We start from the raw sequence: 24,875 nt of genomic DNA, 5'->3' as shown, positions 1-24,875 counted from the left end.
CTGATTCCGGGAAGGAGTCCTTCACGGGCTTCGAGATCAGGAGGGCTGGATGAAGCTGGGCTTTCACCTCGGGTACTGGGGGAGCGGGCCGATCCCGGGCGCGCAGGAGAGCGTGCTCGAAGCCGAACGGCTCGGGTTCGACTCGGTGTGGTCGGCCGAGGCGTACGGGTCGGACGCGTTCACGCCGCTGGCCTGGGTCGGCGCGGCGACCAGCCGGATCAAGCTCGGCACGAACATCGTCCAGATGGCGGCGCGCACCCCGACCGCGACCGCGATGAGCGCGCTGACCATGGACCACCTGTCCGGCGGCCGTTTCGTGCTCGGGCTGGGCGCGTCCGGGCCGCAGGTGGTCGAGGGCTGGTACGGCCAGCCGTATCCGAAGCCGCTGGCGCGCACGCGCGAGTACGTCGAGATCGTGCGCAAGGTGCTGGCCCGCGAGGAACCGGTGACTATCGACGGGCAGTTCTTCCAGTTGCCGCTCAAGGGCGGCGCCGGACTGGGCAAACCGCTCAAGCCCACCGTGCACCCGCTGCGCGCCGACCTGCCGATCTACCTGGCCGCGGAAGGCCCGAAGAACGTCGCGCTGGCCGCGGAGATCTGCGACGGCTGGCTCCCGCTGTTCTTCTCGCCCAAGTCCGACGGTTTCTACCGGGCCGCGCTGGAGGAGGGTTTCGCCCGCCCGGGCGCGCGGCGCAGCCTCGCTGATTTCGAGGTGGCCGCGTCGGTGCCGGTGATCGTGCACGACGACGTCGAGGAGGCGGCGAGCTTCATCAAGCCCGCGCTGGCGCTGTACATCGGCGGGATGGGCGCGAAGAGCGTGAACTTCCACCACGACGTGTTCGCCCGGCTCGGGTACGCGGACGTGGCGGACAAGGTGCAGGAGCTGTACCTGGCCGGGCGGAAGGAAGAGGCGGTCAAGGAGATCCCGACGTCGCTGGTCGAGGACACGTCGCTGATCGGGCCCGCGGAGAAGATCCGGGAAGAGCTGGCGGCGTGGGAAGACACGGTGGTGACGACGCTGCTGCTGCGCGGGGACGCGGGGTCGCTGGCCAGGGCGGCGAAAGCGCTGTCCTGAAAGCGAAGCCTGCCCGCCTCGTGAGCGGCGAATCCGGTTAGAACCGGCTTCGCCGCGCACGAGGGCGTAGTCGGCCCGGTACTGCCGGTGCATCACGACGGTGGCACGATTCCTCCCGACCACTACCGGGGACCGGCGAAGATCCATTAGGCATGCGTTCGTCGTTCCGCCTTCGAGGAGGACCTTTGGCGTCGCTGTCCCGCCGCACGAGATTCCGCTACTCGCTCGGCTCCTTCGTCACCGGCGGGTTCGGCACCGTGCCGGGACTGCTCCTGCTGCCGTACCTCACCGACACCATGGCGGTGCCCGCCGCGGCGGCCGGGATCATCGTGTTCGTGCCCAAGGCGTGGGACGTGGTCTTCAACCCGGTCGCCGGACGGCTGTCCGACGCCGACCTCGCGCGCACCGGCAGCCGGCGGCGGTTCCTGCTGCGCGGCGGGATCGGCGTGGCGATCCTCTTCTTCGCGTTGTTCGCGCATCCCGGCTTCGGCACGCCGGTGTGGGACGCGACGTACGTCGTCGTGATGTTCTTCCTGTGCGCCACCGCGTACGCGTTCTTCCAGGTGCCGTTCAACGCGCTTCCGGCCGAGCTGACCGATTCCGCCGAGGAACGCACGAAACTCACCAGCGTCCGGATCGGCGTGCTGGCGGTCGCGGTGCTCGTGTCCGGCGGCGGCGCCCCGGCGATCACCGACCTGCTGCCCGGCGTGGCGGGCTACCGGGTGATGGGCCTGGTGATGGCGGTGATCATCCTGGCCGCCACGCTCGGCGTCTACTTCGGCCTGAAGGGCGCGCCGGTCGGCTCGCTGCGGCCCAACACGGTGCGGCTCAAGGAATTGGCCCGCACCATCGCGCGGTGGCGGTCGTTCCGATGGCTGCTCGGCGTCTACTTCATCCAGGCGCTCGGCATCGGCACCGTGCTGGCCGCGATCCCGTACTTCGCGCAGCACGTCCTCGGCGACCCGAGCTACCGCACTTACCTGTTCGTCGGATTCGTCGGGCCCGCGCTCGTCACCATGCCGCTGTGGCCGCGGCTTGGCGCGCGCTGGGGCAAGCTCGCCGGATTCCGGGTCGCCACCACGTCGTTCTTCGTCGGACTGGTCGCGATGTACTTCGCCGACCGGCTCCCGTTCGCCGCGACGCTGGTGTTCGTGGCGCTCGCGGGCGTCGGCTACGCGGGCATTTCGGTGTTCCCGCTGGCGATCCTGCCGGACCTGATCAGCGCCGAGGAGGAGCGGACCGGCGAGACCCGGGCGGGCGTCACCGCCGGGGTGTGGACCGCGTCCGAAACGCTCGGGCTCGCGCTCGGGCCGGGTCTGTTCGGGCTGGTGCTGCAGGCCGGGAGCTACGTGTCGAGCACCGGCACGACCGCCGTCCCGCAGCCGCCGTCGGCGATCACCGCGATCGTCATCGGCGCGTCGGTGCTGCCCGCGGTGCTGATCGCGCTCGGCATCCCGCTGCTGCGCCGTTCGGTACTGGAGAAGCAGGCGTGAACGACATCCTGGCGCGGCTGCGCCAACTCCGCTCCGGCGACCTGCCGACGCACGGCGGCCGCACGCTGGCCTACGTGTACGACAGCGGACTGTCCGAAGTGGACGAAATCGCCGCCGCCGCGCACGCGCTGGCCAGTTCCGCCAACGGGCTCGACCCGACCGCGTTCCCCAGCCTGCTGCGGATGGAGAACGACCTGGTCGCCCGCGCGGCCGGACTGCTCGGCGGCACGCCGGAAACCGTCGGCACGGTGACCTCCGGCGGCACCGAATCGTGCCTCCTTGCGGTGCTCGCCGCCCGCGACTCCCGGCCGGAGCTCGCTTCGCCGTCGATCGTGCTCCCGGAAACCGCGCACGCCGCGTTCCACAAGGCCGCGCACCTGTTCGGCGTACGGAAGATCGTGGTCCCGGTCGATCCGGAAACCTTCCGCGCCGACCCGGCGGCGATGACCGCGGCGATCGACGATTCCACGGTGCTCGTCGTGGCGAGCGCGCCGTCGTACGCGCACGGCGTCGTCGACCCGATCGAGGAAATCGCCGCCGCGGCTTCGGCGCGCGGGGTGCGCATGCACGTCGACGCGTGCATCGGCGGCTGGGTGCTGCCGTACTTCGCGAAGCTCGGCGCGGAGTTGCCGCTGTTCGACTTCCGCGTTCCAGGCGTCACCAGCATTTCGGTGGACCTGCACAAATACGCCTACTGCGCCAAAGGCGTCTCGGTGCTGCTGCACGCCTCGGCGGAACTCCGGCGCACGCATTTCTTCGCGAGCGCGGCCTGGCCCGGCTACACGATGCTCAACCCGACGCTGCAGAGCACCCGCTCCGGCGGTCCGCTCGCCGCCGCGTGGGCCGTCGTGCACCACCTCGGCGAGGACGGCTACCTCAAGCTGGCCGCTCGCGCGCGGGAAGCCGTGGACCGGATCCGGGCCGGCGTGGCGGAGATTCCGGGGCTGCGCGTGCTGGGCGACCCGGTGTCGACGCTGGTGGCCTTCACCGGTTCGGACGGTTTCGACCTCTTCACCGTCGCCGACGAGATGAAGGCGCGCGGCTGGTACGTCCAGCCGCAGTTCGCGCACGGGACCTCTCCGCTGAACCTGCACCTCACCGTCACCGCCGCGAACCACGGCAGCGAACCGGAATTCCTGGCCGATCTGGCGGCTTCCGTCGAGGCGGCGCGGGCGGAGGGCCCGGTGCGGGTCGATCCGGACGTCGCCGCGTTCGTCGCCGCGCTGGACCCGGAAACGCTGACGTCCGAGCAGTTCGGCGGCTTGCTGGCCGCGGCGGGCCTGACCGGCGGCGACGGGCTGCCGGAACGGATGGCTCCGATCAACGCGCTGCTGGCGGCCGCGCCGGAACCGTTGCGCGAGCGGCTGCTGGTGGAATTCCTCGGCGCGCTGTACACGCCGTCCCGGGACTGACGCAACCAGAGCGTCGGCGGGCCGTCTTCGGAGCATGGGGAGTTCCGAAGAAGACCGAGAAAGCCGAAGACCGGGTCTGGTGCTGCCTGCCGTCGTCTTCCTGTTCGGCTGGCTGGTCGCGGCGGCGGTGCACTACTTCGCCCTCTACGCCAGTTGGATCATGTCGGTGTCGGTCGCCGTGGGCGGAGCGTGGCTGTTCGCCGCGGCGGCGACCGCGCTCAGCGCCTGGCTGGTGTGGCGGCGACTGCGGTGGGCGGGCCTGGCCGGAAGCGCGGTCGTCACCGCGGCGGTGGTGCTGCTGATGGTCAGCACCAACTGGGTGCACTTCTTCGCCAAGACCTGGTACGCGACGCACCGGCCGGCCTTCGCCGACGCGCTGCGCGTGATCGGCGAGAGCGACCCGCACACGGGTTTGCCCTTGTTCGTGCAGAGGATCGACACCGAGCCCGGCCAGCCGGTGTGGTTCGTCGCCTTCTGGTACGGGGCTCGTGACTGCGCAGCGGGTTACGCGCACTTCGACAGCAGTCCCGAGCCGTACCTCGACCGCCTGAAGGCCTCGGGCTGCGCCGTCCGCCCCACCGTCGAAGCCGGCGACGGCTGGTGGTGGGTCGAACCGCAGGGGCGGCCCGACTTCGCGCTGCCCTGACCCCTGCGCACTCAGCCCTGGTGGAAGTACCGCTTCCCCCGCGCCGCCGAAGCCAGCGCGGCGACCAGCGCCATCGCCGCGGCCGCGACGAACACCGTGACCAGTCCGTCGTGGAACGGCCCGGAAATGAGGTTCGGGAAGAACTCCTTGCCGGTCAGCGCGGCGGAATCGGCGGGGGAGAGCCGGCCGAGCACCCCGGGGCCGACCAGGTGTGCCACCGGGTTGCTGCCCAGGAACGCGGCGAAGAGAGTGCTCACCGGCGGCAGCTGGGCGATGTTCGCGGCGACGTCCGCCGGGACGCCGTGCGCCCGCAGCCCGCCGGTGAGCGTCGCGGGGAGCGATCCGGCGAGCCCGGCGATCATCAAGGAGAAGAACACGCCGATCGACAGCGACGTCCCGGAATTCTGGAACGTCGAACGCATGCCGGACGCGACGCCGCGCTGGTTGTCCGGCACGCTGCTCATTATCGCCGAGGTATTGGGCGCGGAGAACATGCCCTGCCCGATCCCGCTCAGCACGAGCAGGAGCGCGAACGCCGGATAGCTGAAGTCCACCGGCAGCGCGAGCAGTCCGAGGAAGGACCCGGCGACCAGCAGCAGTCCGCCGGTGGAGAACAGCCGCGAGCCGAAGCGGTCGGAGAGGAAGCCGGACACCGGACCGGCGATCAGGAACCCGGCGGTGAGCGGCAGCAGGTAGATCCCGGCCCACAGCGGGGTCTGCTCGTAGTCGTAGCCGTGCAGCGGAAGCCAGATGCCCTGCAGCCAGATGATCAGCATGAACTGCATCCCGCCGCGCGCGATCGCGGTGAGCAGCGCGGCGAGGTTTCCGGCGGTGAACGCGCGGACGCGGAACAGCGAAAGCTGGAACATCGGCGCCGGCACCCTGGTCTCGATCACGCAGAACGCCGCCAGCAGCGCGATTCCGGCGCCGAACCCGCCGAGCACCCACGGGTTGCCCCAGCCGGTCGCCGCGCCTCCGTAAGGCTGGATGCCGTAGGTGATCGAGGCGAGAATGACCGCGGTGCCGAGTGCGAAGGTGACGTTGCCGCCCCAGTCGATCCGCGACCGGTGCGGCGTGCTGATCTCGCGCAGGCTGCGGATCGACCAGACAGTGCCGAAAAGTCCGAACGGCACGCTCACCCAGAACACCGCGCGCCAGTCGAGTTCGGCCAGCAGCCCGCCCGCGACGAGGCCGAGGAACTGTCCGGCCAGCGCGGTGATCTGGTTGACGCCCAACGCCATTCCGCGCTGTTCGCGCGGGAAGGCGTCGGTGAGGATCGCCGCGGAGTTCGCGGTGAGCATCGAGCCGCCGACGGCCTGCACCACCCGCCAGCCGATCAGCCACAGCGCCCCGCCGCCCGCGCGGAACGGGTCGAACGACAGCGCGACCGAGGCGACGCTGAAGATCACGAAGCCGGCGTTGTACATCCGGACGCGGCCGAACATGTCGCCGAGCCGCCCGAGCGTCACCACCAGGACCGCGGACACCAGCAGGTAGCCGAGGATCATCCACAGCAGGTAGCCGATGTTGGCCGGGGCCAGCGGGTCCAGCCCGATGCCGCGGAAGATCGCGGGCAGCGAGATGATCACGATCGACCCGTCGAGCGCCGACATCAGCACCCCGAGCGTCGTGTTGGAAAGCGCGACCCACTTGTAGCGCCCGCCGTGCCGGGTCTGGGGGTCGATCGTCCGGTCCGCCATTATCGACAGCCTAGACTGATAAACCTAGCCTGTTCAACTCTCGCGAAACGGACGAACCATCCTGGTACCGGCGGACTCCTGGCTGCCTTCGCCCCGCTGGCCGAAGATCGGCGGCGAGACTGAGGAGGATTCGGTGAAAGCTGCTGTGCTCAAGGAATTCGGGCGGCCGCTGTCGGTCGAGGAGGTCGCGGAACCGGTGCCGGGCACCGGGGAAGTGGTGGTGGACGTCGTCGCGGCGCCGGTGCTGCACTACACCGCCGAAGTGGTCAGCGGCGCCCGGCGGTACTCGCTCGACCTGCCCGCGATCCTGGGCACCGGTGCGGTCGGCCGGGTGCGGTCGGCCGGGCCGGACGCGACGAAACTCCGGTCCGGCGATTGGGTCCGCTGCGATCCGACAGTCCGCTCGCGCGACGACGCGGTGACGCCGGACGTCGTCTTGCAGGGCTTGACCGCGCGCGGCGACGGAGGATTGGCGCTGCAGCGGCATTTCCGGCACGGCGGGTTCGCCGAGCGGATCATGGTCCCGACCGAGAACGCGGCCCCGCTGGGCGATATCGACCAGGCCGACGCTGGCCGCTGGGCGGCGCTCGGGATTTGCCTGGTGCCGTACGGCGGCCTGCTCGACGGCGGCCTGCAGCCGGGGGAGACGGTGCTGGTGAGCGGCGCGACCGGCACCTACGGCGGCGCGGCGGTCGCGGTAGCGCTCGCGATGGGCGCGGGCCGGGTGATCGCGCCGGGGCGCAACCGGGCCGCGCTGGCCGACTTGGAGCGGCGCTTCGGCCATCGGATCCGGACGGTGGTGCTGTGCGGCAGCGAAGACGAGGACCGGCTGGCGATGCAGGCGGCCGGGCCGGTGGATTTGGTGCTGGATCTGCTGCCGCCGTCCGCTTCGGCCGGTGCGGTTCGGGCGGCCGCGATGACAGTCCGGGAGTTCGGCCGCGTGGTGCTGATGGGCGGGGTCCGGGAGGACGTGGCGCTGCCGTATCCGTGGCTGATGCTGAACAGCGTGACGGTGCGGGGCCGGTGGATGTATCCGCGCGACGCGGTGCCGAAGCTGATCGCGCTGGCGCGGTGCGGACTGCTGGACTTGACGCAGTTCGAGGTGGACGAGTTCGCACTGTCCGCGGCCGGGGAGGCGGTGGAACACGCGGCGGAGGTCGGCGGGCGGTTCCGGCTCACGGTGCTGCGGCCGTGAGCCGGAACTGTCCTCAGTGGACGTGAACCGGTTCCCATTCCGGGAACGGGTCGTCGGCGGCGACGGCCTCGGACAGGCAGGTTCCGAGCGCGTCGAGCAGCGCGGCGTGGTCGAGCCCGACGCCGATGAACACCAGTTCCTGCCGGGGTCCGTCCGCGACGCCCTGCGGTTCGAACCGTGCCACGCTGCCCGCCTGCGACCACAACCCGAGCGTGCCCGGACGGGTGCTGAGGCTGAAGAACCCCTTCGACCGCAGCACAGTGCCGAACTCGCCGGAGTCCAGCCGCGAGGTGACGAACTCCCACAACCGCGCCGGATCGAACGCGCGCGCGGAGCGGAACACGACGCTCGAAATGCCGTACTCCTCGGTCTCCGGCACGTGGTCGCCGTTCAGTTCCGCCACCCAGCCCGGCGCTTCCTGTGCGCGTTCGGCGTCGTACCGGCCGGTGCCGAAGACCCGCTCCAGCGGCACCCGGCCGAATTCGGCGGACACCACGTCGGCGGCCGGGTTGAGCCGGCGCAGCGACGCGAGCAACCGGTCCCGTTCGGACGGCGTGACGAGGTCGGTTTTGTTCAGCAGCAGCACATCCGCGAACTCGACCTGGTCCATCAGCAGATCGCTGACCGTCCGCTCGTCGCCCTCGTACTGGTCCAGCCGCCGCTCGACGAGACTGTCGCCGCGGGCCAGTTCGCGGGCGAAGTTCGCCGCGTCCACCACCGTCACCATCGTGTCCAGCCGCGCCGACGACAGCACCGGGGACCCGTCGTCGGCGGGGAAGGAGAACGTCGCGGCCACCGGCATCGGCTCGGAGATCCCGCTCGATTCGATGAGCAGATGGTCGAACCGGCCGTCCTCGCACAGCCGGGCGACCTCGTCGAGCAGGTCCTCGCGCAGGGTGCAGCAAATGCACCCGTTGGTCATCTCGACCAGCCGCTCCTCGGTCCGCGACACGCTGTCCCGCACGAGCGCGGCGTCGATGTTGACCTCGCTCATGTCGTTGACGATCACCGCGACGCGCAGGCCCTCGCGGTTGGCCAGGATCCGGTTGAGCAGCGTGGTTTTCCCGGCGCCGAGGAATCCGGAAAGGACAGTGACCGGAACGCTCACCGCTCGAGCCGCTGGAAGTGCTTGATCAGCTTGCGCGGCACCAGTTTCCGCTCGCCGTCCACGACGATCGGCACCAGGTCCGGGACCGCCGCCTTCCACTGCGAGCGCCGGGACCGGGTGTTGCTGCGCGACATTTTCCGCTTCGGGACGGCCATCAGCGCGCACCCCCGCTCCGGCGCTGCCCGTAACGGCGGTGGAACTTCTCGACCTGGCCCGCGGAATCGAGGATCCGCTGGGTGCCGGTCCAGAACGGATGCGACCACGCGCTGATGTCGACGACCACGAGCGGATAGGTGTTCCCGTCGGACCATTCGATCGTCCGGTCGGAGGTGGCGGTGGAGCGGGTCAGGAACGCGTCGCCGGTCGACGAGTCCTTGAAGACCACCGGGTGGTAGTCGGGGTGGATGCCGGGTTTCACAGGGTTTCGTCCTTCTGGTTGGCGGCGCTGGCGTGCCGGTCGGGTTCTTCGGTTTCTTCGCAGGGGTCCTCGTGCCAGTTCCCGAACGGGTCGGGGTACTCGCGCCAGGCCGCTTCGCCCTCGGCGAGCTCGGCGTCGGTGAGCAGGGCGGCCTGCAACGCGGCCTCGATCTCCGCCGGAGCGGCCTGATCGGCGACGACCACCAGTTCCTGCGCGCGGTCGCCGTGCACCGGGTCCCAGCGCAGCGAGGCGAGCGTGCGGCGTTCGGGGGAGACGTCGGCCCAGTCCGGACCGTCCGGCGAGGCGAGCCACGGCCCGGCGTGCCCGATGCCGAGCCCGCCGCCCGCCGATTCGATCCAGAACGCGACGTCCGGCTGGCTCGCCACCCAGGCCCGTCCGCGGGTGCGGACCACGCCGTCGAGCAGCAGGTCGATCGCCTCGTGCAGCCGCTCCGGATGGAACGGACGCTGCGCGGTGAACCGCAGCAGTTCGATGCCGCAGTCCGGGTGCAGCGGCGGCGCCCCGCGCAGCAACGCGCCGTGCAGGTCGGTGACCTCGCCGCGGCGGGCGTCGGCCGGGATCGCGGCGAACAGCCCGGCGGCGTCGGTGCGGGCCAGTTCGACGCGCGGGACGGACGGCGCGACCCGGTCCAGCACCGCGGAGGACTTGGCCGCGCTCCAGGCGTCCTGCGCGGCACCGGCCAGCACGAGCACGTCCGCGGATTCCACTTGGGACAGTGCGACCTGGGCGACCGTCCGCTCGTCTTCGGGGCTGCCTTGCAGTCCGCGCTCGGCGAGGAGGTCGTCGCCGGTGACGTCGGCGAGCCAGGTCGCGCAGTCCAGGACGGTGAACACCGCCTCGAGTTCGACGTCGTCGCTCACCGGGCGGTCGCCGACCAGGACGTTGCGGATCGCCCAGCTCACCGGCTCCGGCTCCATCGCCTCGTCCAGCCGCACCACGATGCGGTCGACCTGCGGCATCCGGGCCAGCCGGCGCAGCAGCGGCAGCAGGTCCTCGCGCAGCGTGCAGTTCACGCAGCCGTGCGCGAGTTCGAGCGGCGTCAGCTCGTCGCGCCCGCGCAGCCGGATCCGGCGGCGGACGACGCCCGAGCCGATGTCGCGCAGGTCGTGGTGGACGACGGCGGTGCCGGGGCTCGCGCGGAGCAGGAGCGCGGCAAGGGCGTCGGTGCGGGCGATCCCGCTGCACAGCACGAGCGGGACACGCGGACGTTGGGGCACTGGATCTCCAGACGACGGGGCGGGGTACGGTGACGAGAGTAGTTGAACATGAATGTCACTATCAACTTGGGAGGGTCCGTGTCAGCCGTGTGCCAGGTCACCGGCCGCAAGCCGGGCTACGGCAAGCAGGTCTCGCATTCGCACCGCCGCACTTCGCGCCGGTGGGAGCCGAACCTGCAGACGCGCCGCTACTACGTGCCGAGCCTCGGCCGCACCGTGCGGCTCAAGGTGTCGGCGAAGGGCATGAAGACGATCGACAAACGCGGCATCGACGCCGTCGTCGCCGACCTCGTCGCGAAGGGAGCGAAGTTCTAAATGGCGAAAAGCACCGACATCCGGCCGGTCATCAAACTGCGGTCGACCGCGGGCACCGGCTACACGTATGTCACGAAGAAGAACCGCCGCAACAATCCGGACCGGATGGTACTGCGCAAATACGACCCGGTGGCGCGCAAGCACGTCGAATTCAAGGAAGAACGCTGATGGCGAAAAAATCGAAAATCGCGAAAAACGAGCAGCGGAAGGTGATCGCCGCGCGGTATGTCGAACGCCGCCGCGCGCTCAAGGCGGTGATCGCGTCACCGTCCGCGTCGCCGGAGGAGAAGGCCGACGCAGTCGTTGCGCTGCAACGCATGCCGCGCGACGCCAGCCGCACGCGAATCCGCAACCGCGACGCCGCCGACGGCCGCCCGCGCGGATACCTGCGGAAATTCGGGCTGTCCCGGGTGCGGATGCGGCAGATGGCGCACAACGGGGAACTGCCCGGCGTCTCGAAGTCGAGCTGGTGACCGCGATGCCGAAACCAGATCGCACGCCGCGCCGCCGCCCGAACGCCTTCCACGCGGCCGGAATCACCAGGGTGGACTGGAAAGACGTCGACCTGCTGCGGAAATTCATCTCCGACCGGGGCAAGATCCGGGCCCGCCGGGTCACCGGATTGACGCCGCAGCAACAGAAACAGGTGGCGACCGCGATCAAGAACGCGAGGGAGATGGCGCTGCTGCCGTATCCGACCGCGGCGCGGAGCTGAAACCGCAGGCACGGCTGGGCGGACGCGGGGCCCGCCCAGCCGCGCGCAAATTGACCGATATCCCCGTTCTGGCGCCGAACAGTCGCGAGTTTCCGCGAAGCGTTGACCGCGGTTCGACCGCTTCGATGTCTACGTCGATCAGGACGCGGGTCTGCCCCCGGGCGGCGCGGGGGCGTGGCATGACCCACGCTCGGCGTGCGAACAGACGCCCCGCCCATAAACTTCCGCGCATGGACGACCCGCACTACCTTTCCGGCCTCAACCTGACCGGCCGCCGCGTCGTGGTGTTCGGCGGCGGTTCCGTTGCCCAGCGCCGGCTGCCCCGGCTGATCAGCGCGGGCGCCCGCGTCGAGGTGGTGTCGCCGCACACCACGCCGTCGGTGCAGGGGATGGCGGACGCGGGCGAGCTGGTCTGGCATCAGCGCCGCTATGCCGAGGGCGATCTGCGGGAAGCCTGGTACGCGCTGGCCTGCACGAACGACCCGGAGGCCAACGCCGCGATCTGCGCCGAGGCCGAGCGGGAACGCGTCTTCTGCGTCCGCGCCGACGAGGGCGAGTCCGGCTCCGCGGTCACCCCGGCGACCGGACGGCACGGCGGGCTCCTGTTCGGCGTCTTGTCCGGCGGCGAGCCGCTCCGCTCGGCCGCGGTTCGCGATTCGATGCTGGACGGCTTGCACGCGGGCACCATCGAGGACGGCCGCCAGCCGCATCCCGAAGGCACGCTGCCCGGGGTCGCGCTGGTCGGCGGCGGGCCTGGCGACCCGGACCTGATCACCGTCCGCGCCCGGCGGCTGCTGTCGCGGGCGGACGTGGTGGTCGTCGACCGGCTCGGCCCGCGTGATCTGCTGGACGAACTCGCGCCCGAGGTCGAGGTCATCGACGCGGCGAAGATCCCGTACGGCCGCGCCGCCAGCCAGGACGTGATCAACCGGACGCTGATCGAGAAGGCCAAGGAAGGCAAGTTCGTCGTCCGGCTCAAGGGCGGCGACCCGTACCTGTTCGGCCGCGGGTTCGAAGAGGTCCAGGCGTGCGCCGAGGCCGGGGTGCCGGTGACGATGGTCCCGGGCATCACGTCGGCGTTCGCGGTGCCCGCGGTGGCGGACGTCCCGGTGACGCACCGCGGGGTCGCGCACGAGGTGGTCGTCGTGTCCGGGCACGTGGCGCCGGGCGACGAGCGGTCGCTGGTGGACTGGTCGCTGCTGGCCCGGATGCGCGGGACGATCGTGCTGATGATGGGCGTCGAACGGCTGCCGAAGTTCGCCGCCGCCCTGCTCGAAGGCGGCCGGCCGGGCGACACGCCGGTCGCGGTGATCGAGGACGGGACCATGCGGACTCAGCGGGTGCTGCGGTCGACGCTCGCCTCGGTGGCCGAGGAGGCGGCGGCCGCCGGAGTCCGGCCGCCCGCGGTGATCGTCTTCGGCCCGGTGGCCGGATTGGACCGGAATCAGGCCGGATAACGCAGACAGCGCGCCGTCCGCGCGCGAAGATGGCCCGCATGACACTGCCTGCTTTGCCGGAAGAGTCCTTCCAGCGCGTGCTCTGCGTCGTCGCGCACCCGGACGACATGGAGTACGGCACGTCCGCGGCCGTCGCGCGCTGGACGGCACGCGGCATCGAGGTCGGCTACCTCCTGCTCACCCGCGGCGAGGCAGGCATGCCGAACCCGCCCGAGGAGACGGCCCGGCTGCGCGTCGCTGAGCAGCGCGACGCCTGCGCGGCCGTCGGCGTCGAACGCCTGACCGTCCTCGAACACCCGGACGGCGTGCTCGTTTACGGCCTCGACCTGCGCCGGGACATCTCCCGCGAGATCCGCCGGTTCAAGCCCGACGTCGTGCTCGGCTGCGGCTTCGACGTCGAAACGCCCTACGGCTTCGACCAGGCCGACCATCGCGCCGCCGGGCTCGCGACGCTCGACGCCATCCGCGACGCGGGCAACCGGTGGGTCTTCCCGGAGCAGATCGACGACGAGGGACTGGCCCCGCATTCCGCGCGCTGGTACCTCGTCCCCGGCCTTCCCGGCTCCGGGGCGACCCACGGCGTCGACGTGACGGGGGAGCCGCTGCGGCGCGGCATCGCGTCCCTGGAGGCGCACGCCGCGTACCTGGCCGCGCTCCCGGACCACCCCGCGCCCGCGGACTTCATCCCGCAGTTCGCGGCGATGAGCGGCAAGGCCATGGGCGTTGAGCACGCTGTCCTGTTCCGCGCCCACGACCTGCAGGCCCCGCCCGCGTTCCCCGAGCCCGACGAGGACTGACCCGGCCCGACCGCATTGTGGCCTGTCCGGTCCAGAACCACTATGGTCAGGCCATGGCCCGGCCTCGCGAGTTCGACGAAGACCGCGTGCTGGTCGCCGTCCGCGACGAGTTCTGGGACAAGGGCTACGCGGCGACGTCGCTGGAAGACCTGCTGCGCGTGAGCGGGCTCGGCAAGGGCAGCCTCTACGGGGCGTTCGGGGACAAGCGAAGCCTTTTCCTGCGAGTGCTGCGCGATTATGACGACGCCAACCTGACGAAACTGCGCGAGAGCCTGGAATCCGCGGCGCGGGGGATCGACGCGGTGCGGGCGTTTCTGCTCAGCCCGACCGTCGACCCGACCGGAGCGGTCGCGCGTCGAGGGTGCTTCCTGGCCAACAGCAACGCCGAGCTGGCCGCCCGCGCCCCGGATGTGGCCGCCGAGGCGCGGCGCAGCTACGACGCGATCACGGCCACCCTCGCCGAGGCGCTGGAGCGCGCTCAGCGCGAAGGCGACCTCGATCCGGACGCCGACCCTGCGGAGACCGCCCGCGCCGTCCTTGTCGCCCAGCTCGGCCTCGTCGCGCTCGGGCGCACCGGCATGGACGTCGACGTGCTCGCCAAGGCGGCCCAGTCCTCCCTGGCGCGGCTGCTTCCTGCTCCGCCGCGGTAGTCGCCCGGTTGTTGACCGATCAGTCCAGATCTGCCAGGGTTATGGACCATAAGGTCAATAACCGAGGAGGGGGCGGCATGGCCGTTCTGGCAGGCAAAATCGCCGTGGTCACCGGGGGCAGCACCGGGATCGGATTCGCGACCGCTCGTGCGTTCCGCGACGAGGGCGCCCGGGTCTTCGTGACCGGTCGCCGCAAGGACGCGCTCGACGCCGCGGTCGCCGAGCTCGGGCCCGCCGTGACCGGCGTGGTCTGCGACGTTTCGGTGCCCGCGGAACTCGACGCGTTCTACGGAACCGTGCGCGACCAGGCCGGCCGCATCGACGTACTGGTCGCCAACGCGGGCGTCGGCGCCGTGGCTCCTCTCGGCGAGGTGACGGAGGAGCTGATCGACTCGGTGTTCGGCGCCAACGTCAAAGGCACGATCTTCACCGTGCAGCAAGCGCTGCCGCTGCTCAGCGCGAACGCTTCGGTGATCCTCACGGGTTCGACCGCCACGACCCGGCCCAAGGAGGGACTGGAGGTCTACGCGGCGTCGAAGGCCGCGATCCGCAACCTCGCCCGGGGCTGGGCGCTCAGCTCGCGCACGCACGGCTTCCGGGTCAACGTCGTGTCCCCAGGCGGCACCCGCACCCCCGGTCTCCTCGATTTGGTCCCCGCCGAGGCGCTCAAGCAGGCCGCGGGCGAAGTCCCGCTCGGGCGGCTGGCCGAACCCGAGGAGATCGCCGCCGTGACGACGTTCCTCGCCTCGGACGCGTCGAGTTACGTCAACGGCGCGGAATTCTTCGCCGACGGCGGTTTCGCGCAGGTGTGAGCGCTCGTCACCGCCCGCGCTCGCCGGGCACGGCGGGGTAGCAGCGGAAGGCGAAGTCCCGGATCGCCGCGCTGAGCCGTTTCGGGTCGAAGCGCAGCTCGACGGGGCTGCGGGCCTGGACGAACTCGGCGTTGGGCAGGTCCTCGGCCAGGCTTCCCGCATCGCCGAACGGGTGGATCGGGTCGCCCTCGTGCCCGATCACCAGCGTCGGCATCGTGATCGTGCCCCGGACTGACTTGGGCGGCGCGATCCGGCCGAACAGCACGCCGTGCAGCAACGCGGCCATCGGCGCCGGTTCCTGGCTCAGCGTGTCCGTGACGACGTCCACCCACTGGTTCCCGTGCGGCACGAGATGCGCGGCCAGGGCCACCCCGCGCACCGTCGCGGGCAGGAAGCGCGCGGCGAACAGCAGGGGCGCGAACGTCAGGAGCCCGGCGATGATCGCGTTGTCCAGCACCGGCATTTCGACCATCAGCCCGCGCACCCGCGACGGGGCGGCCACCGCCACCTCCAGCGCCACGTTCGCGCCCAGCGACGTGCCGCCGACCACCGCGTCGTCGATTTCCAGGTGGTCGAGCAGCGCGACGGCCTGCTCGCCGAACGCGGGCATCGAATAGCGCCACGACTGCGTCGGCCGGTCCGAATCGCCGTGGCCGAGCAGGTCGAGGGTCACCACGCGGAAGCCCGCGCGGGCCAGCCGCCGGGCGAGCGGCGCGTGCATCCGGCGGGTGAACATGATCCCGTGCATCAGCACCACGACGCGGTCGCCGCTGCCGTATTCGGTGTAGCACAGGCGCTGGCCCTCGTGCCGGAACGAGCCGGACAGCTCGATCGGCCGGGTCTTGCGGGCCGCCGCGGGTTCCGCCGGCGGGGCGTCGGCGACGGGCACGGGTGCCGGGTCCATACAGGCGCCTCCCTCTCCACCTCGGGTCTCCAGGAAAGCATCTCGCGGCTGTGTTGGCACAGTGTCAACCGGATGGGCTGGGGTCGGCGCGATGAGTCAAGATGACCGCATGACCGAACCAGTAGCCGCCCTTCCCGAACTCGCCTCCCTCCGCGTCGCCCTCGACGGCCCGGTCGCCGAGGTCACCCTGCTCGGCCCGGGCAAGGGCAACGCGATGGGCCCCGACTTCTGGCGCGAGCTGCCGCTGGTGTTCGCCGCCCTCGACGCCGACCCGCGCGTGCGCGCCGTCGTCCTCGCCGGAAGCGGCAAGCACTTCTCCTACGGCCTCGACCTGCCCGCGATGATGGGCGGCTGGGCCCCGCTGCTGGCCGGCGACGCGCTGGCCGGGCCGCGCACCGAGTTCCACCGCGAGGTCCAGCGGCTGCAGCAGGCGGTCAGCTCGATCGCCGAATGCCGCAAGCCCGTGGTCGCGGCCGTGTCCGGCTGGTGCATCGGCGGCGGCGTGGACGTCATCACCGCCGCCGACATCCGCCTGGCCAGCGAGGACGCCAAGTTCAGCGTCCGCGAGGTCAAGGTCGCGATCGTCGCCGACATCGGCAGCCTGCAGCGGCTCGCGCCGATCATCGGCGAGGGCCACGTCCGCGAGCTGGCCCTGACCGGCAAGGACATCGACGCCGCACGGGCGGAAAAGATCGGCCTGGTCAACGACGTGTACCCGGACCAGGAGACGCTGCTGGCCAAGGCCCGCGAACTGGCCGCGGAAATCGCCGCGAACCCGCCGCTCGTCGTCCAGGGCACGAAGCAGGTGCTGTCGACCAACACCGAACGCCAGGTCGCCGAGGGCCTGCGCTACGTGGCCGCGTGGAACGCCGCGTTCCTGCCGAGCAAGGACCTGCAGGAAGCCGTGCAGGCCTTCCTGGAGCGACGAGCGCCGGAGTTCAAGGGCGAGTAAAACAGGCACGGGAAAGCGAGCACGAGGAGTACGACGTGAGCAACGGCGCTGAGGTCACCGGCTACCAGGCATTCCGCGCGGCGCGGGACTATCTGCAAGCCCACCGCGAGGACTACGAGACCGCCTATCGCGAGTTCGCGTGGCCGCAGCTGGACGAGTTCAACTGGGCCACCGACTGGTTCGACCGGATCGCCGCGGACCCGGCGAACGCGCAGCGGTACGCGCTGTGGATCGTGGAAGAGGACGGCGCCGAGAACCGCTGGACGTTCCCGGAGATGTCGGCGCGGTCCAACCAGGTCGCGAACTGGCTGCGCGGCCTCGGCGTCTCGCGCGGCGACCGGGTGATCGTCATGCTCGGCAACCAGGGCGAGCTGTGGGAGACGATTCTCGCCGCGATCAAGCTGGGCGCCGTCGTGATCCCGGCGTCCACGCTGCTCGGCCCGGCCGACCTCGTGGACCGGGTGGAGCGCGGCAACGCGAAGCACGTGATCGTGCGCGACGTCGACGCGGAGAAGTTCGCCGACGTCGCGGGCGACTACACGCGGATCGCGGTCGGCGAACCGGTTTCCGGTTGGCACGCCTTCGAAACCGCGTACGCCTCGGCCGCCGAATTCACCCCGGACGGGGTCACCCGCGCCGAGGACCCGCTGCTGCTGTACTTCACCTCGGGCACCACCGCGAAGCCGAAACTCGTGCAGCACACGCACGTTTCCTATCCGGTCGGCCATCTGTCCACAATGTACTGGATCGGGCTGGAACCGGGCGACGTCCACCTCAACATCTCGTCGCCGGGCTGGGCCAAGCACGCGTGGAGCAACTTCTTCGCGCCGTGGAACGCCGAAGCGACGGTGTTCCTGTACAACTACGCGCGATTCGACGCGGCCGCCCTGATGGCGCAGATGGACCGCTGCGGCATCACCAGCTTCTGCGCGCCGCCGACGGTGTGGCGGATGCTGATCCAGGCCGACCTCACCGCGCTGCGGACGCCGCCGAAGAAGGTCGTCGGCGCGGGGGAGCCGCTCAACCCCGAGGTGATCGAGCAGGTCGAAAAGGCGTGGGGCGTCACGATCCGGGACGGCTTCGGGCAGACCGAAACCAGCGTCCAGGTCGCGAACACCCCGGGTCAGGACGTCGTGGCCGGTTCGATGGGCCGCCCGCTGCCCGGGTTCGTCGTGGCCCTGGTCGACCCGGTCACCGGCGAGCGCGCGAACGAGGGCGAGATCTGCCTCGACCTCGCGCACCGGCCGGTCGGCCTGATGGCGGGCTACGCGGACGACGACGAACGCACGTCCGCCGCCTTCGCGAACGGGTATTACCACACCGGCGACGTCGGCTCGATCGACGAACGCGGCTACCTCACCTACGTCGGCCGCACCGACGACGTCTTCAAGGCGTCCGACTACCGGATCTCGCCGTTCGAGCTGGAGAGCGTCCTGCTGGAGCACGAAGCGGTCGCCGAGGCGGCGGTGGTGCCCGCGCCGGACCCGATCCGGCTGGCCGTGCCCAAGGCGTACGTCGTGCTCGCCTCCGGGCACGAGCCGACCGCCGAAACCGCGCGGGCGATCCTCGCGTACGCGCGGGAGCACCTCGCGCCGTACAAGCGGATCCGGCGGCTGCAGTTCGCGGACCTGCCGAAGACCATCTCGGGCAAGATCCGCCGGGTCGAACTGCGCGGCCGGGAGAGCGGGGAGCGGCCCGAGGGCGAGTTCCGCGAGGACGACTTCCCGGACCTCAAGTCGTGAGCCGCGGCGGTGGTGCCGGCCCTATTCCGCCGGTACCACCGCCGCCAGCACGGTCTGCTCGCCCTTGCTGCACGTGGTGCCGCCCTGCGCGGCGGGCGGGCCGGACACGCACAGCCAGCCGTCGACGGTCGCGTTGACCGGGTTGTTCGAGCCCGCCGCCTGACGGCCGTTGATCGCCTGGTGGAACTTCTTGACCAGCGCCATCGCGTCCGCGCACGGGATGGCTTTGTTGTCGTAGACGTACAACGTCATCCCGCTCGCCGCGGTGACGGTGCCGCACGTGCCCGGGGTCGACGGCGGAGCCTCCTTCGACGGCTTCGGCGCGGCCGCGGAGGTGCTGGGCGCGGCGGGCGGACTGCTCGCGCTGCCGGTCTGCGGCAGCGGCGGGGGAGCGTGCGTGCTCGGCGCGGCCGAGGCGATCGCGGAGGGCGCCGACGACACGGCAGCCGGTGGCGCTTGATCCCCCGAACAGGCGGTGAGCGCGGGCAAAACCACCACAGCCGCGCACAGCGGCCCGTACACGGCTTTCGACGGGTGCACCGCGATCCTTTCTCCGGGGTCCGGCCCATTCTGGCCCCTCGCGCCCCCGCTGAGCGGCACCGACACACCGGAACACCGCCGGTCGAGTCTATTGTGGACGGTTGTTTTCGGGTTCCGGACGGGGAAATCCGCGCCGCCGGGGCGCACCGTTCGGAGGAATCCGGCCCGCGGCGGTTAACGCCCGGCGGTCCCGCGCCGACGTAGAGGGCAGGCGCCCCGCGCGTTCCAGGTCCCCGAAGCCCGACGCCAGAGAGCACGAGTCACCGAGAACATGAGCACCGAAGCCGCCCCCGCAGCCGAAACCGACGCCCCGACCGATCCGCCGACCGAACCCTGCAGCGTGGTGTGGTGCGGCGGCCGCCCCTACGTCCTCGAAGCCGGAGCCGTGCGCCCGCGCTGGGTCGGCACCGACGGCCGCGGCCGCCCGGAAACGCTGAGCAACGCGCAGCTGCGCCGCCGCGGATGGAGCCACCGCCGGGCGGCCAGCAGGCGGCACTCCCGCTGAGACTTCCGCCGGACGGCGGCCGGAACCGGGGAGGGGTTCCGGCCGCCGTCCGGCGGATCCGCGTTTCCCTGGCCCTGCACCGATTCACCTGCCGCGCCGATCGGCCCGCGGCACCGGATCGCGTCGCCGCGCCGACTCGCTCGCGGCTCCGGCGGAATCGGTCCAGTGCCGAGCCGGACGGGTCCGGCCGCGCCGGTTCGCCGAACACTTCCTCGTCGCACCACGGGCGCCCCGACGGCGTCGGCCACCTTCCGTGCGCGGGATCTCGCCTCGCCGACAAACCACGCGCGATGCCGAGGTCCGTGAAGGGCTCCTTGAGGGAATCAGATTCCCTGAAGGAGCCCTTCACGGACTTCCGCGGGAGCGAAGCGCACCGGTGCTCCGCTGCGAATTCGCCGCATTGCCGAGAAAACCCCGAGGCGGCGTTCGGTGCGCGGGACGCGCCGAACGCCGCATCGAGGCGGCGCACCCGCCGGATCCCCGGCACGCGAACCCCGGCCCGCGCCCTCCCGCGCCCGAACCCCGCCCAGCACAACCGCGGCCCCGCCTTTCACCCCGCCAGGACAAACCTCGCGATCCCGTCCGCTCTAGGCTGGCCGCGTGACCACGGTCCCCGACGAGCCCCCGGCCGAGCCCTCCCTGTGGCGGCAGGCGCTCACCATCCCCAACCTGCTGTCGCTGCTGCGGCTGGCGGGCGTCCCGGTGTTCCTCTGGCTGCTGCTCGGCCCGAAAGAGGACGGCTGGGCGCTCGCCCTGCTGATCTTCTCCGCGCTCACCGACTGGCTCGACGGCAAGCTCGCCCGCTGGCTCGACCAGATGTCGCGGCTCGGGCAGCTGCTCGACCCCGCCGCGGACCGGCTCTACATCCTCGCCACGCTCGTCGCGTTCCTGATCCGCGACATCATCCCGTGGTGGGTCGTCGTCCCGCTGGTGCTGCGCGAGCTGGTGCTCGGCGTGTGCGTGCTCCTGCTGCGCCGCGGCGGGTTCGCGCCGCCCGAGGTGACCTACATCGGCAAGGGCGCGACCTTCGTCCTCATGTACGCCTTCCCGTTCCTGCTGCTCACGCAGGGCGGCTCGGACGTCGCCGCGGTCGCGCGGCCGATCGCCTACGCGTTCATGGTGTGGGGCGGCGTCCTGTATGTCTGGTCCGGCGCGCTCTACGTCGTGCAGGCGGCTCGCGCGCTGCGCACCCGGTGATGGAAGATTGTCGGCACCATCGCGAGCACAGCCAGCACCAGGAAGGGGAGCGGCGTTGACCACTCCGGAAGAACTGCGCTACACCGAGGAGCACGAGTGGGTCGCGACCCGCGAGGGTTCGCTCGTGCGGGTGGGCATCACCGAATACGCGCAGGACCAGCTCGGCGACGTCGTGTTCGTCGACCTGCCCGAGGTCGGCAAGCAGGTCGGGGCGGGCGACCCGTTCGGCGAGGTCGAGTCCACGAAGAGCGTCTCGGAGCTGTTCGCGCCGGTCGACGGCGAGATCGTCGCGGTCAACTCCGCGGTCTCCGATTCGCCGGAGCTCATCAACTCCGACCCCTACGGCGAGGGCTGGCTCGTGGAGATCCGGCTCGACGACCCGGCCGGGCTCGAGGCGCTGCTCGAGGCCGAGGCGTACCAGGCGCTCATCAAGGGCTGAGCCGCCCGGCCCGGCGCCCGGAGCCGCAAGGGGAGCCCGAGGGTTCCGGGCCGGTCGGGCACGGTACGTTGACAGCTGCACGTTCTTGGTCGATGACAACACTTCATGCGTAGAGGAGAGCTCAGGTGAGCACGAACGACGGGCCCGGCGTTCCCCCGGAGCAGTCTCCGGAGCGGACCTCTGTCTTCCGGGCCGATTTCCTGGCCGACATGGAAGGCCAGCAGGAGTCCGCGCCGGCCGCCGAGGCACCGGTGCAGGGCGTCGACGCCCTCCCGCCGGGTTCCGCCCTCCTGGTCGTGAAGCGCGGGCCCAACGCGGGCTCCCGCTTCCTGCTCGACCGCGACACCACCAGCGCGGGACGGCACCCCGACAGCGACATCTTCCTCGACGACGTCACGGTTTCCCGCCGCCACGCGGAATTCCGGCGCGAGGGCGGGGAGTTCGTCGTGATCGACGTCGGCAGCCTGAACGGCACCTACGTCAACCGCGAGCCGGTCGACCAGGCCGTCCTCGCCGGCGGCGACGAGGTGCAGATCGGCAAGTTCCGCCTGGTCTTCCTGACCGGCCCGGGGCACGGGGGCCAGGGGGCGCAGTGACGGCGGCCGGGCAGCCCGGTCGTCAGGAGGCCCGGCGGGACGGGTTGAGCATCGGGGCGGTGCTCGCGCAGCTGCGCGGGGACTTCCCCGACGTCACGATCTCCAAGATCCGTTTCCTCGAGGCGGAAGGCCTGGTCCGCCCGGGCCGCACGCCCTCGGGGTACCGGCAGTTCTCGTCGGCGGACGTGGAACGCCTGCGGTACGTATTGTCCGCGCAGCGCGACCACTATCTCCCGCTCAAGGTCATCAAGGAGCAGCTCGACGCGGCCGACGCGGGCGCGCAACCGCCCGCGCCGGTCCCGTCGGCGCCCCAGCTGCCGCGGCGGCTCGTGCCGCTCGGCGACGGGAGCGATCCGGCGGGACTGCCCGCGGCGGCGGACTTCGAGACCGGGCCGGACACCCGGCTCACCCAGGAAGACCTGCTGGAGCAGGCGGGCATCGACGACGCGATGCTCGCCGAGCTCTGCCAGTACGGCCTGCTGCGCCCCGGCGCGGCGGGTTTTTTCGGCCCGGAGTCGGTGCTCATCGCGCGCACCGTCAAAGCGATGACCGAATTCGGGCTCGAACCGCGGCACCTGCGCGCGTTCCGCGCCGCGGCCGACCGCGAGGTCGGCCTGCTGGAGCAGATCGTGACCCCGGCGTACCGGCATCGTGACGCGGACGCGAAGGCGCGCGCCGACGAGGTAGTGCGCGAACTGGCCGCGTTGTCGGTCACGCTGCACACCCTGCTCGTCAAGGCCGGGATCCGCGGCGTCGCCGGCGATTGACCCGGATGCCCGGGACGCGGATTTCGTCACGTGTCAATGACTGAATCTCAGCGCCGGGATGCCGTACCGTGAGAGACGGTTCGCGAGACCACGAACCGAGAATGTCCGCTGCGAGCGAGCACAGCGCCCGGATGACGGGTAGCGTCGGAGACAACGGTCGTCAGCCGTCGCGAGCGCTGCGGCCCGTGTGCACGAGAGGGAGGCGAAGCCCGATGAGCGAGATGCGCGTCGTCGGCGTGCGGGTCGAACTGCCCGCGAATCAGCCGATCTTGTTGCTGCGGGAGACCGAGGGCGAGCGGTACCTGCCGATCTGGATCGGCTCGGTCGAAGCCACCGCGATCGCCCTGGAACAGCAAGGCGTCCGCCCCGCCCGGCCGCTGACCCACGACCTGCTCAAAGAGGTCATCGGCGCGCTCGGCCGCGAGCTCGAGCAGGTCGTGATCACCGACCTCAAGGAAGGCACGTTCTTCGCCGAGCTGGTCTTCGACGGCGACATCCGGGTCTCGGCCCGCCCGAGCGATTCGGTCGCGCTGGCGCTGCGGATCGGCGTTCCGATCCACGCCGTCGACGCGGTGCTCGAGGAGGCCGGGCTGATCATCCCGGACGAGCAGGAGGACGAGGTCGAGAAGTTCCGCGAGTTCCTCGACTCCGTGTCCCCGGAAGACTTCCGCGGCGCCGACACCTGATCTCCGGGCGCCCGGTCACCGCGCGGTGGCGCGGGCGAACAGGTCGGCCAGTTCCCGGCCGTAGCGGTCCAGGTCGATCGACGGATCGGCGGCGTAGGCGGCCGCGACCCCGTCGATGGCCTGCGCGATGGACAGCGCCACGATCTCCGGAGCGATGTCCCCGAACGCCCCTTCCTTGCGGCCTTGTTCCAGCTGCCGCTGCAGCGCGCCGGTGCGCAGCTGCCCGACCATCACGCCGGTCATCGCCCAGCCGTCGCGGTCGTCGGCGTGCGCGGCCATCTCGACCAGCACCCGCTCGCATTGCGGATAGTCGCGCAGGAACGCGACCGACGTTTCGATGTACGCGCGCAGGTTCCCCGGCCGGTCCGCCGGGTCGACGCCCGCGCTGCGCTCGCGCAGGTATTCCGATTTGGTCTCGGACACCGTGCTCAGCACCGCCTGCATGAGGCCGGCCTTGTTGGTGAAGTGGTACGAGATCAGCCGCGTGCTGCTGAGCCCGGCCCGCTCCTTGATGCGCGCGAAGGTGGTGCGCGCGTACCCGTGGTCGGCGATCGTGGCGATGGTCGCGCCGATGATCTGCGCCCGGGTGGTGGCCTCGGTGACGCTGAGGCCGAGTTCGGCTTGCGTGTCGATGTTTACCTGCATGAGTAAGAAGTTACTCGGCCGAGTAAAAAAGGGCAATCCCGTACGGCGAACGGGCCAAAGCCTCGACACGCGCTTGAGGCACGCCGCGCGTCGCGTTGACCGGGTCGCGGCGCAGCCTTACCGTCAAAGGCGGTAAATCGCCACGATGTGATTCGCCGACCCGGCGCGCTCGTGGCAGTTTTCCCCGGCCGATCCCGATCCTGGGCTCGACCGGCCTGTCGAACGCCCCGCCGCGAGGCCGGGCGAGGGGAGGCTTGCGGTGGTCGAGGCTGGTCGTCCGGAGATACCCGCCGGACCTGTCGCCGACGGCGAGCAGGGCGAGCTGTTCCCCGACGCCTCGCTGCCCGACGAGCTGGTCGGCTACCGCGGTCCCGCGGCCTGCCAGATCGCCGGGATCACCTACCGCCAGCTGGACTACTGGGCGCGCACGAAGCTGGTCGCGCCCAGCATCCGGACGGCGCACGGCTCGGGGTCGCAGCGGCTCTACTCGTTCAAGGACATCCTGGTCCTCAAGGTGGTGAAACGCCTGCTGGACACCGGGGTCTCGCTGCAGAACATCCGCGTCGCGGTGGACCACCTGCGCGTGCGCGGGGTGCGCGACCTGGCGAAGGTCACGCTGTTCTCCGACGGCACCACGGTGTACGAGTGCACGTCGCCGGAGGAGATCGTGGATCTGCTCCAGGGCGGCCAGGGCGTGTTCGGCATCGCGGTCAGCGGGGCGATGCAGGAGATCAGCGGCACGATCCACGAGTTCCCGGCCGAGCGCGCCGACGGCGGACTGGTCGAGGCCGTCGTGCCGGACGAGCTGACCCAGCGCCGCAACGCCCGCCGCACGGGCTGATCTTCGTCCGCGCTAGACTGGGCGCGCGAT

Annotated in this window: 31 protein-coding genes; 23 read left to right on the top strand and 8 right to left on the bottom strand. The window is 71.2% G+C overall.

What is annotated here, in order from left to right; translation table 11 throughout:
- Positions 1–49 precede the first annotated feature (49 nt).
- From CU254_RS20360 to CU254_RS20345, 4 genes are all read left to right on the top strand, one after another.
- The gene (locus CU254_RS20360) at positions 50–1,075 is read left to right on the top strand and encodes an LLM class F420-dependent oxidoreductase (protein ID WP_009078902.1); all 1,026 of its coding nucleotides are present in this window, start codon (positions 50–52) and stop codon (positions 1,073–1,075) included.
- A gap of 185 nt (positions 1,076–1,260) precedes the next feature.
- Positions 1,261–2,568 carry an MFS transporter gene (locus CU254_RS20355; RefSeq protein WP_037714284.1) on the top strand — a complete coding sequence of 436 codons (1,308 nt, stop codon included), beginning with the start codon at positions 1,261–1,263 and terminating at the stop codon, positions 2,566–2,568.
- Positions 2,565–3,980, top strand: coding sequence for an aminotransferase class V-fold PLP-dependent enzyme (locus CU254_RS20350; RefSeq protein WP_009078899.1), 1,416 nt, complete (start codon positions 2,565–2,567; stop codon positions 3,978–3,980). The genes CU254_RS20355 and CU254_RS20350 overlap by 4 nt, the downstream gene beginning before the upstream one ends.
- A gap of 79 nt (positions 3,981–4,059) precedes the next feature.
- On the top strand, positions 4,060–4,626 hold the full coding sequence (locus tag CU254_RS20345; protein WP_037714283.1) for a hypothetical protein: 567 nt from the start codon (positions 4,060–4,062) through the stop codon (positions 4,624–4,626).
- Between the two features lie 11 nt (positions 4,627–4,637).
- Here CU254_RS20345 and CU254_RS20340 read toward each other — a convergent pair whose 3' ends face one another.
- Entirely contained in the window at positions 4,638–6,326 is a 1,689-nt protein-coding gene (locus tag CU254_RS20340; protein WP_009078894.1) for an MFS transporter, read from the bottom strand.
- A 133-nt stretch (positions 6,327–6,459) separates the two neighbouring features.
- Here CU254_RS20340 and CU254_RS20335 point away from each other — a divergent pair, with 133 nt between their 5' ends.
- Positions 6,460–7,521, top strand: coding sequence for a zinc-binding dehydrogenase (locus tag CU254_RS20335; RefSeq protein ID WP_009078892.1), 1,062 nt, complete (start codon positions 6,460–6,462; stop codon positions 7,519–7,521).
- A 13-nt stretch (positions 7,522–7,534) separates the two neighbouring features.
- Here CU254_RS20335 and CU254_RS20330 read toward each other — a convergent pair whose 3' ends face one another.
- The 4 genes from CU254_RS20330 to mrf are packed head-to-tail and all read right to left on the bottom strand — an operon-like array spanning position 7,535 to position 10,285.
- Positions 7,535–8,629 (bottom strand): GTP-binding protein, encoded by a 1,095-nt coding sequence (locus CU254_RS20330; RefSeq protein ID WP_009078891.1) that lies wholly within the window; start codon positions 8,627–8,629, stop codon positions 7,535–7,537.
- Positions 8,626–8,784: a 50S ribosomal protein L32 gene (gene rpmF, locus CU254_RS20325; protein WP_009078889.1), complete on the bottom strand. Its 159-nt coding sequence runs from the start codon at positions 8,782–8,784 to the stop codon at positions 8,626–8,628. Before rpmF ends, CU254_RS20330 begins: the two co-directional genes overlap by 4 nt.
- Positions 8,784–9,047, bottom strand: a complete 264-nt coding sequence (locus CU254_RS20320; RefSeq protein WP_009078888.1) for a type B 50S ribosomal protein L31 — start codon at positions 9,045–9,047, stop codon at positions 8,784–8,786. The genes rpmF and CU254_RS20320 overlap by 1 nt, the downstream gene beginning before the upstream one ends.
- Positions 9,044–10,285, bottom strand: coding sequence for a ribosome hibernation factor-recruiting GTPase MRF (gene mrf, locus CU254_RS20315; RefSeq protein WP_009078887.1), 1,242 nt, complete (start codon positions 10,283–10,285; stop codon positions 9,044–9,046). Before mrf ends, CU254_RS20320 begins: the two co-directional genes overlap by 4 nt.
- A gap of 78 nt (positions 10,286–10,363) precedes the next feature.
- Between mrf and rpmB the strand changes: the two genes are divergently transcribed.
- The 8 genes from rpmB (at position 10,364) to CU254_RS20275 (ending at position 15,031) form a co-directional block, all read left to right on the top strand.
- Positions 10,364–10,600: a 50S ribosomal protein L28 gene (rpmB, locus tag CU254_RS20310; protein WP_009078885.1), complete on the top strand. Its 237-nt coding sequence runs from the start codon at positions 10,364–10,366 to the stop codon at positions 10,598–10,600.
- Positions 10,601–10,768: a 50S ribosomal protein L33 gene (gene rpmG / locus CU254_RS20305; protein ID WP_009078884.1), complete on the top strand. Its 168-nt coding sequence runs from the start codon at positions 10,601–10,603 to the stop codon at positions 10,766–10,768. It abuts the gene before it with no gap.
- The gene (gene rpsN / locus CU254_RS20300) at positions 10,768–11,073 is read left to right on the top strand and encodes a 30S ribosomal protein S14 (RefSeq protein ID WP_009078881.1); all 306 of its coding nucleotides are present in this window, start codon (positions 10,768–10,770) and stop codon (positions 11,071–11,073) included. The genes rpmG and rpsN overlap by 1 nt, the downstream gene beginning before the upstream one ends.
- Entirely contained in the window at positions 11,070–11,315 is a 246-nt protein-coding gene (rpsR, locus tag CU254_RS20295; RefSeq protein ID WP_009078880.1) for a 30S ribosomal protein S18, read from the top strand. The genes rpsN and rpsR overlap by 4 nt, the downstream gene beginning before the upstream one ends.
- A 230-nt stretch (positions 11,316–11,545) precedes the next feature.
- Positions 11,546–12,772 (top strand): uroporphyrinogen-III C-methyltransferase, encoded by a 1,227-nt coding sequence (cobA, locus tag CU254_RS20290; RefSeq protein WP_009078879.1) that lies wholly within the window; start codon positions 11,546–11,548, stop codon positions 12,770–12,772.
- Between the two features lie 29 nt (positions 12,773–12,801).
- Positions 12,802–13,569 (top strand): PIG-L deacetylase family protein, encoded by a 768-nt coding sequence (locus CU254_RS20285; RefSeq protein WP_037714279.1) that lies wholly within the window; start codon positions 12,802–12,804, stop codon positions 13,567–13,569.
- Between the two features lie 53 nt (positions 13,570–13,622).
- Positions 13,623–14,219 carry a TetR/AcrR family transcriptional regulator gene (locus CU254_RS20280; protein ID WP_009078875.1) on the top strand — a complete coding sequence of 199 codons (597 nt, stop codon included), beginning with the start codon at positions 13,623–13,625 and terminating at the stop codon, positions 14,217–14,219.
- A gap of 77 nt (positions 14,220–14,296) precedes the next feature.
- Positions 14,297–15,031, top strand: a complete 735-nt coding sequence (locus CU254_RS20275; RefSeq protein ID WP_009078873.1) for an SDR family NAD(P)-dependent oxidoreductase — start codon at positions 14,297–14,299, stop codon at positions 15,029–15,031.
- A gap of 7 nt (positions 15,032–15,038) precedes the next feature.
- On the opposite strand, the gene CU254_RS20270 is transcribed toward CU254_RS20275, so the two are convergent.
- On the bottom strand, positions 15,039–15,935 hold the full coding sequence (locus CU254_RS20270) for an alpha/beta fold hydrolase (protein WP_009078871.1): 897 nt from the start codon (positions 15,933–15,935) through the stop codon (positions 15,039–15,041).
- 109 nt (positions 15,936–16,044) lie between these two features.
- Here CU254_RS20270 and CU254_RS20265 point away from each other — a divergent pair, with 109 nt between their 5' ends.
- Together CU254_RS20265 and CU254_RS20260 are read left to right on the top strand one after the other, a co-directional pair.
- Complete coding sequence (locus CU254_RS20265; RefSeq protein WP_009078869.1) at positions 16,045–16,887, top strand: crotonase/enoyl-CoA hydratase family protein; 843 nt, start codon at positions 16,045–16,047, stop codon at positions 16,885–16,887.
- A gap of 35 nt (positions 16,888–16,922) precedes the next feature.
- Positions 16,923–18,629: an AMP-binding protein gene (locus tag CU254_RS20260; RefSeq protein ID WP_009078867.1), complete on the top strand. Its 1,707-nt coding sequence runs from the start codon at positions 16,923–16,925 to the stop codon at positions 18,627–18,629.
- 21 nt (positions 18,630–18,650) lie between these two features.
- Here CU254_RS20260 and CU254_RS44240 read toward each other — a convergent pair whose 3' ends face one another.
- The gene (locus tag CU254_RS44240; protein ID WP_037714276.1) at positions 18,651–18,881 is read right to left on the bottom strand and encodes a hypothetical protein; all 231 of its coding nucleotides are present in this window, start codon (positions 18,879–18,881) and stop codon (positions 18,651–18,653) included.
- A gap of 13 nt (positions 18,882–18,894) precedes the next feature.
- On the opposite strand from CU254_RS44240, the gene CU254_RS44235 reads away from it, so the two are divergent.
- The 7 genes from CU254_RS44235 to CU254_RS20220 all read left to right on the top strand — a co-directional run bounded on the left by CU254_RS44235 (position 18,895) and on the right by CU254_RS20220 (position 23,359).
- A complete protein-coding gene (locus CU254_RS44235; RefSeq protein ID WP_037714274.1) occupies positions 18,895–19,089 on the top strand; it encodes a hypothetical protein in 195 nt (64 codons plus the stop codon).
- A gap of 351 nt (positions 19,090–19,440) precedes the next feature.
- Positions 19,441–19,674 (top strand): hypothetical protein, encoded by a 234-nt coding sequence (locus tag CU254_RS20245; protein ID WP_009078864.1) that lies wholly within the window; start codon positions 19,441–19,443, stop codon positions 19,672–19,674.
- A 600-nt stretch (positions 19,675–20,274) separates the two neighbouring features.
- On the top strand, positions 20,275–20,871 hold the full coding sequence (locus CU254_RS20240; RefSeq protein ID WP_009078863.1) for a CDP-alcohol phosphatidyltransferase family protein: 597 nt from the start codon (positions 20,275–20,277) through the stop codon (positions 20,869–20,871).
- A gap of 55 nt (positions 20,872–20,926) precedes the next feature.
- Positions 20,927–21,310, top strand: a complete 384-nt coding sequence (gene gcvH / locus CU254_RS20235; RefSeq protein WP_009078861.1) for a glycine cleavage system protein GcvH — start codon at positions 20,927–20,929, stop codon at positions 21,308–21,310.
- A gap of 125 nt (positions 21,311–21,435) precedes the next feature.
- The gene (gene garA / locus CU254_RS20230; RefSeq protein WP_009078859.1) at positions 21,436–21,906 is read left to right on the top strand and encodes a glycogen accumulation regulator GarA; all 471 of its coding nucleotides are present in this window, start codon (positions 21,436–21,438) and stop codon (positions 21,904–21,906) included.
- Positions 21,903–22,673, top strand: coding sequence for a MerR family transcriptional regulator (locus CU254_RS20225; RefSeq protein WP_009078858.1), 771 nt, complete (start codon positions 21,903–21,905; stop codon positions 22,671–22,673). The genes garA and CU254_RS20225 overlap by 4 nt, the downstream gene beginning before the upstream one ends.
- 212 nt (positions 22,674–22,885) lie before the next feature.
- The gene (locus tag CU254_RS20220) at positions 22,886–23,359 is read left to right on the top strand and encodes a bifunctional nuclease family protein (RefSeq protein ID WP_009078856.1); all 474 of its coding nucleotides are present in this window, start codon (positions 22,886–22,888) and stop codon (positions 23,357–23,359) included.
- Positions 23,360–23,374: 15 nt separating this feature from the next.
- Here CU254_RS20220 and CU254_RS20215 read toward each other — a convergent pair whose 3' ends face one another.
- On the bottom strand, positions 23,375–24,004 hold the full coding sequence (locus CU254_RS20215) for a TetR/AcrR family transcriptional regulator (protein WP_037714272.1): 630 nt from the start codon (positions 24,002–24,004) through the stop codon (positions 23,375–23,377).
- A gap of 259 nt (positions 24,005–24,263) precedes the next feature.
- On the opposite strand from CU254_RS20215, the gene CU254_RS20210 reads away from it, so the two are divergent.
- Entirely contained in the window at positions 24,264–24,845 is a 582-nt protein-coding gene (locus CU254_RS20210; protein ID WP_009078853.1) for a MerR family transcriptional regulator, read from the top strand.
- Positions 24,846–24,875 lie beyond the last annotated feature (30 nt).

The sequence above is a fragment of the Amycolatopsis sp. AA4 genome, assembly GCF_002796545.1.
In the GTDB taxonomy this organism is placed as follows: domain Bacteria; phylum Actinomycetota; class Actinomycetes; order Mycobacteriales; family Pseudonocardiaceae; genus Amycolatopsis.
The sequence above is the reverse complement of the archived record's forward strand: the minus strand, read 5'-3'. Positions and strand labels throughout refer to the sequence as shown.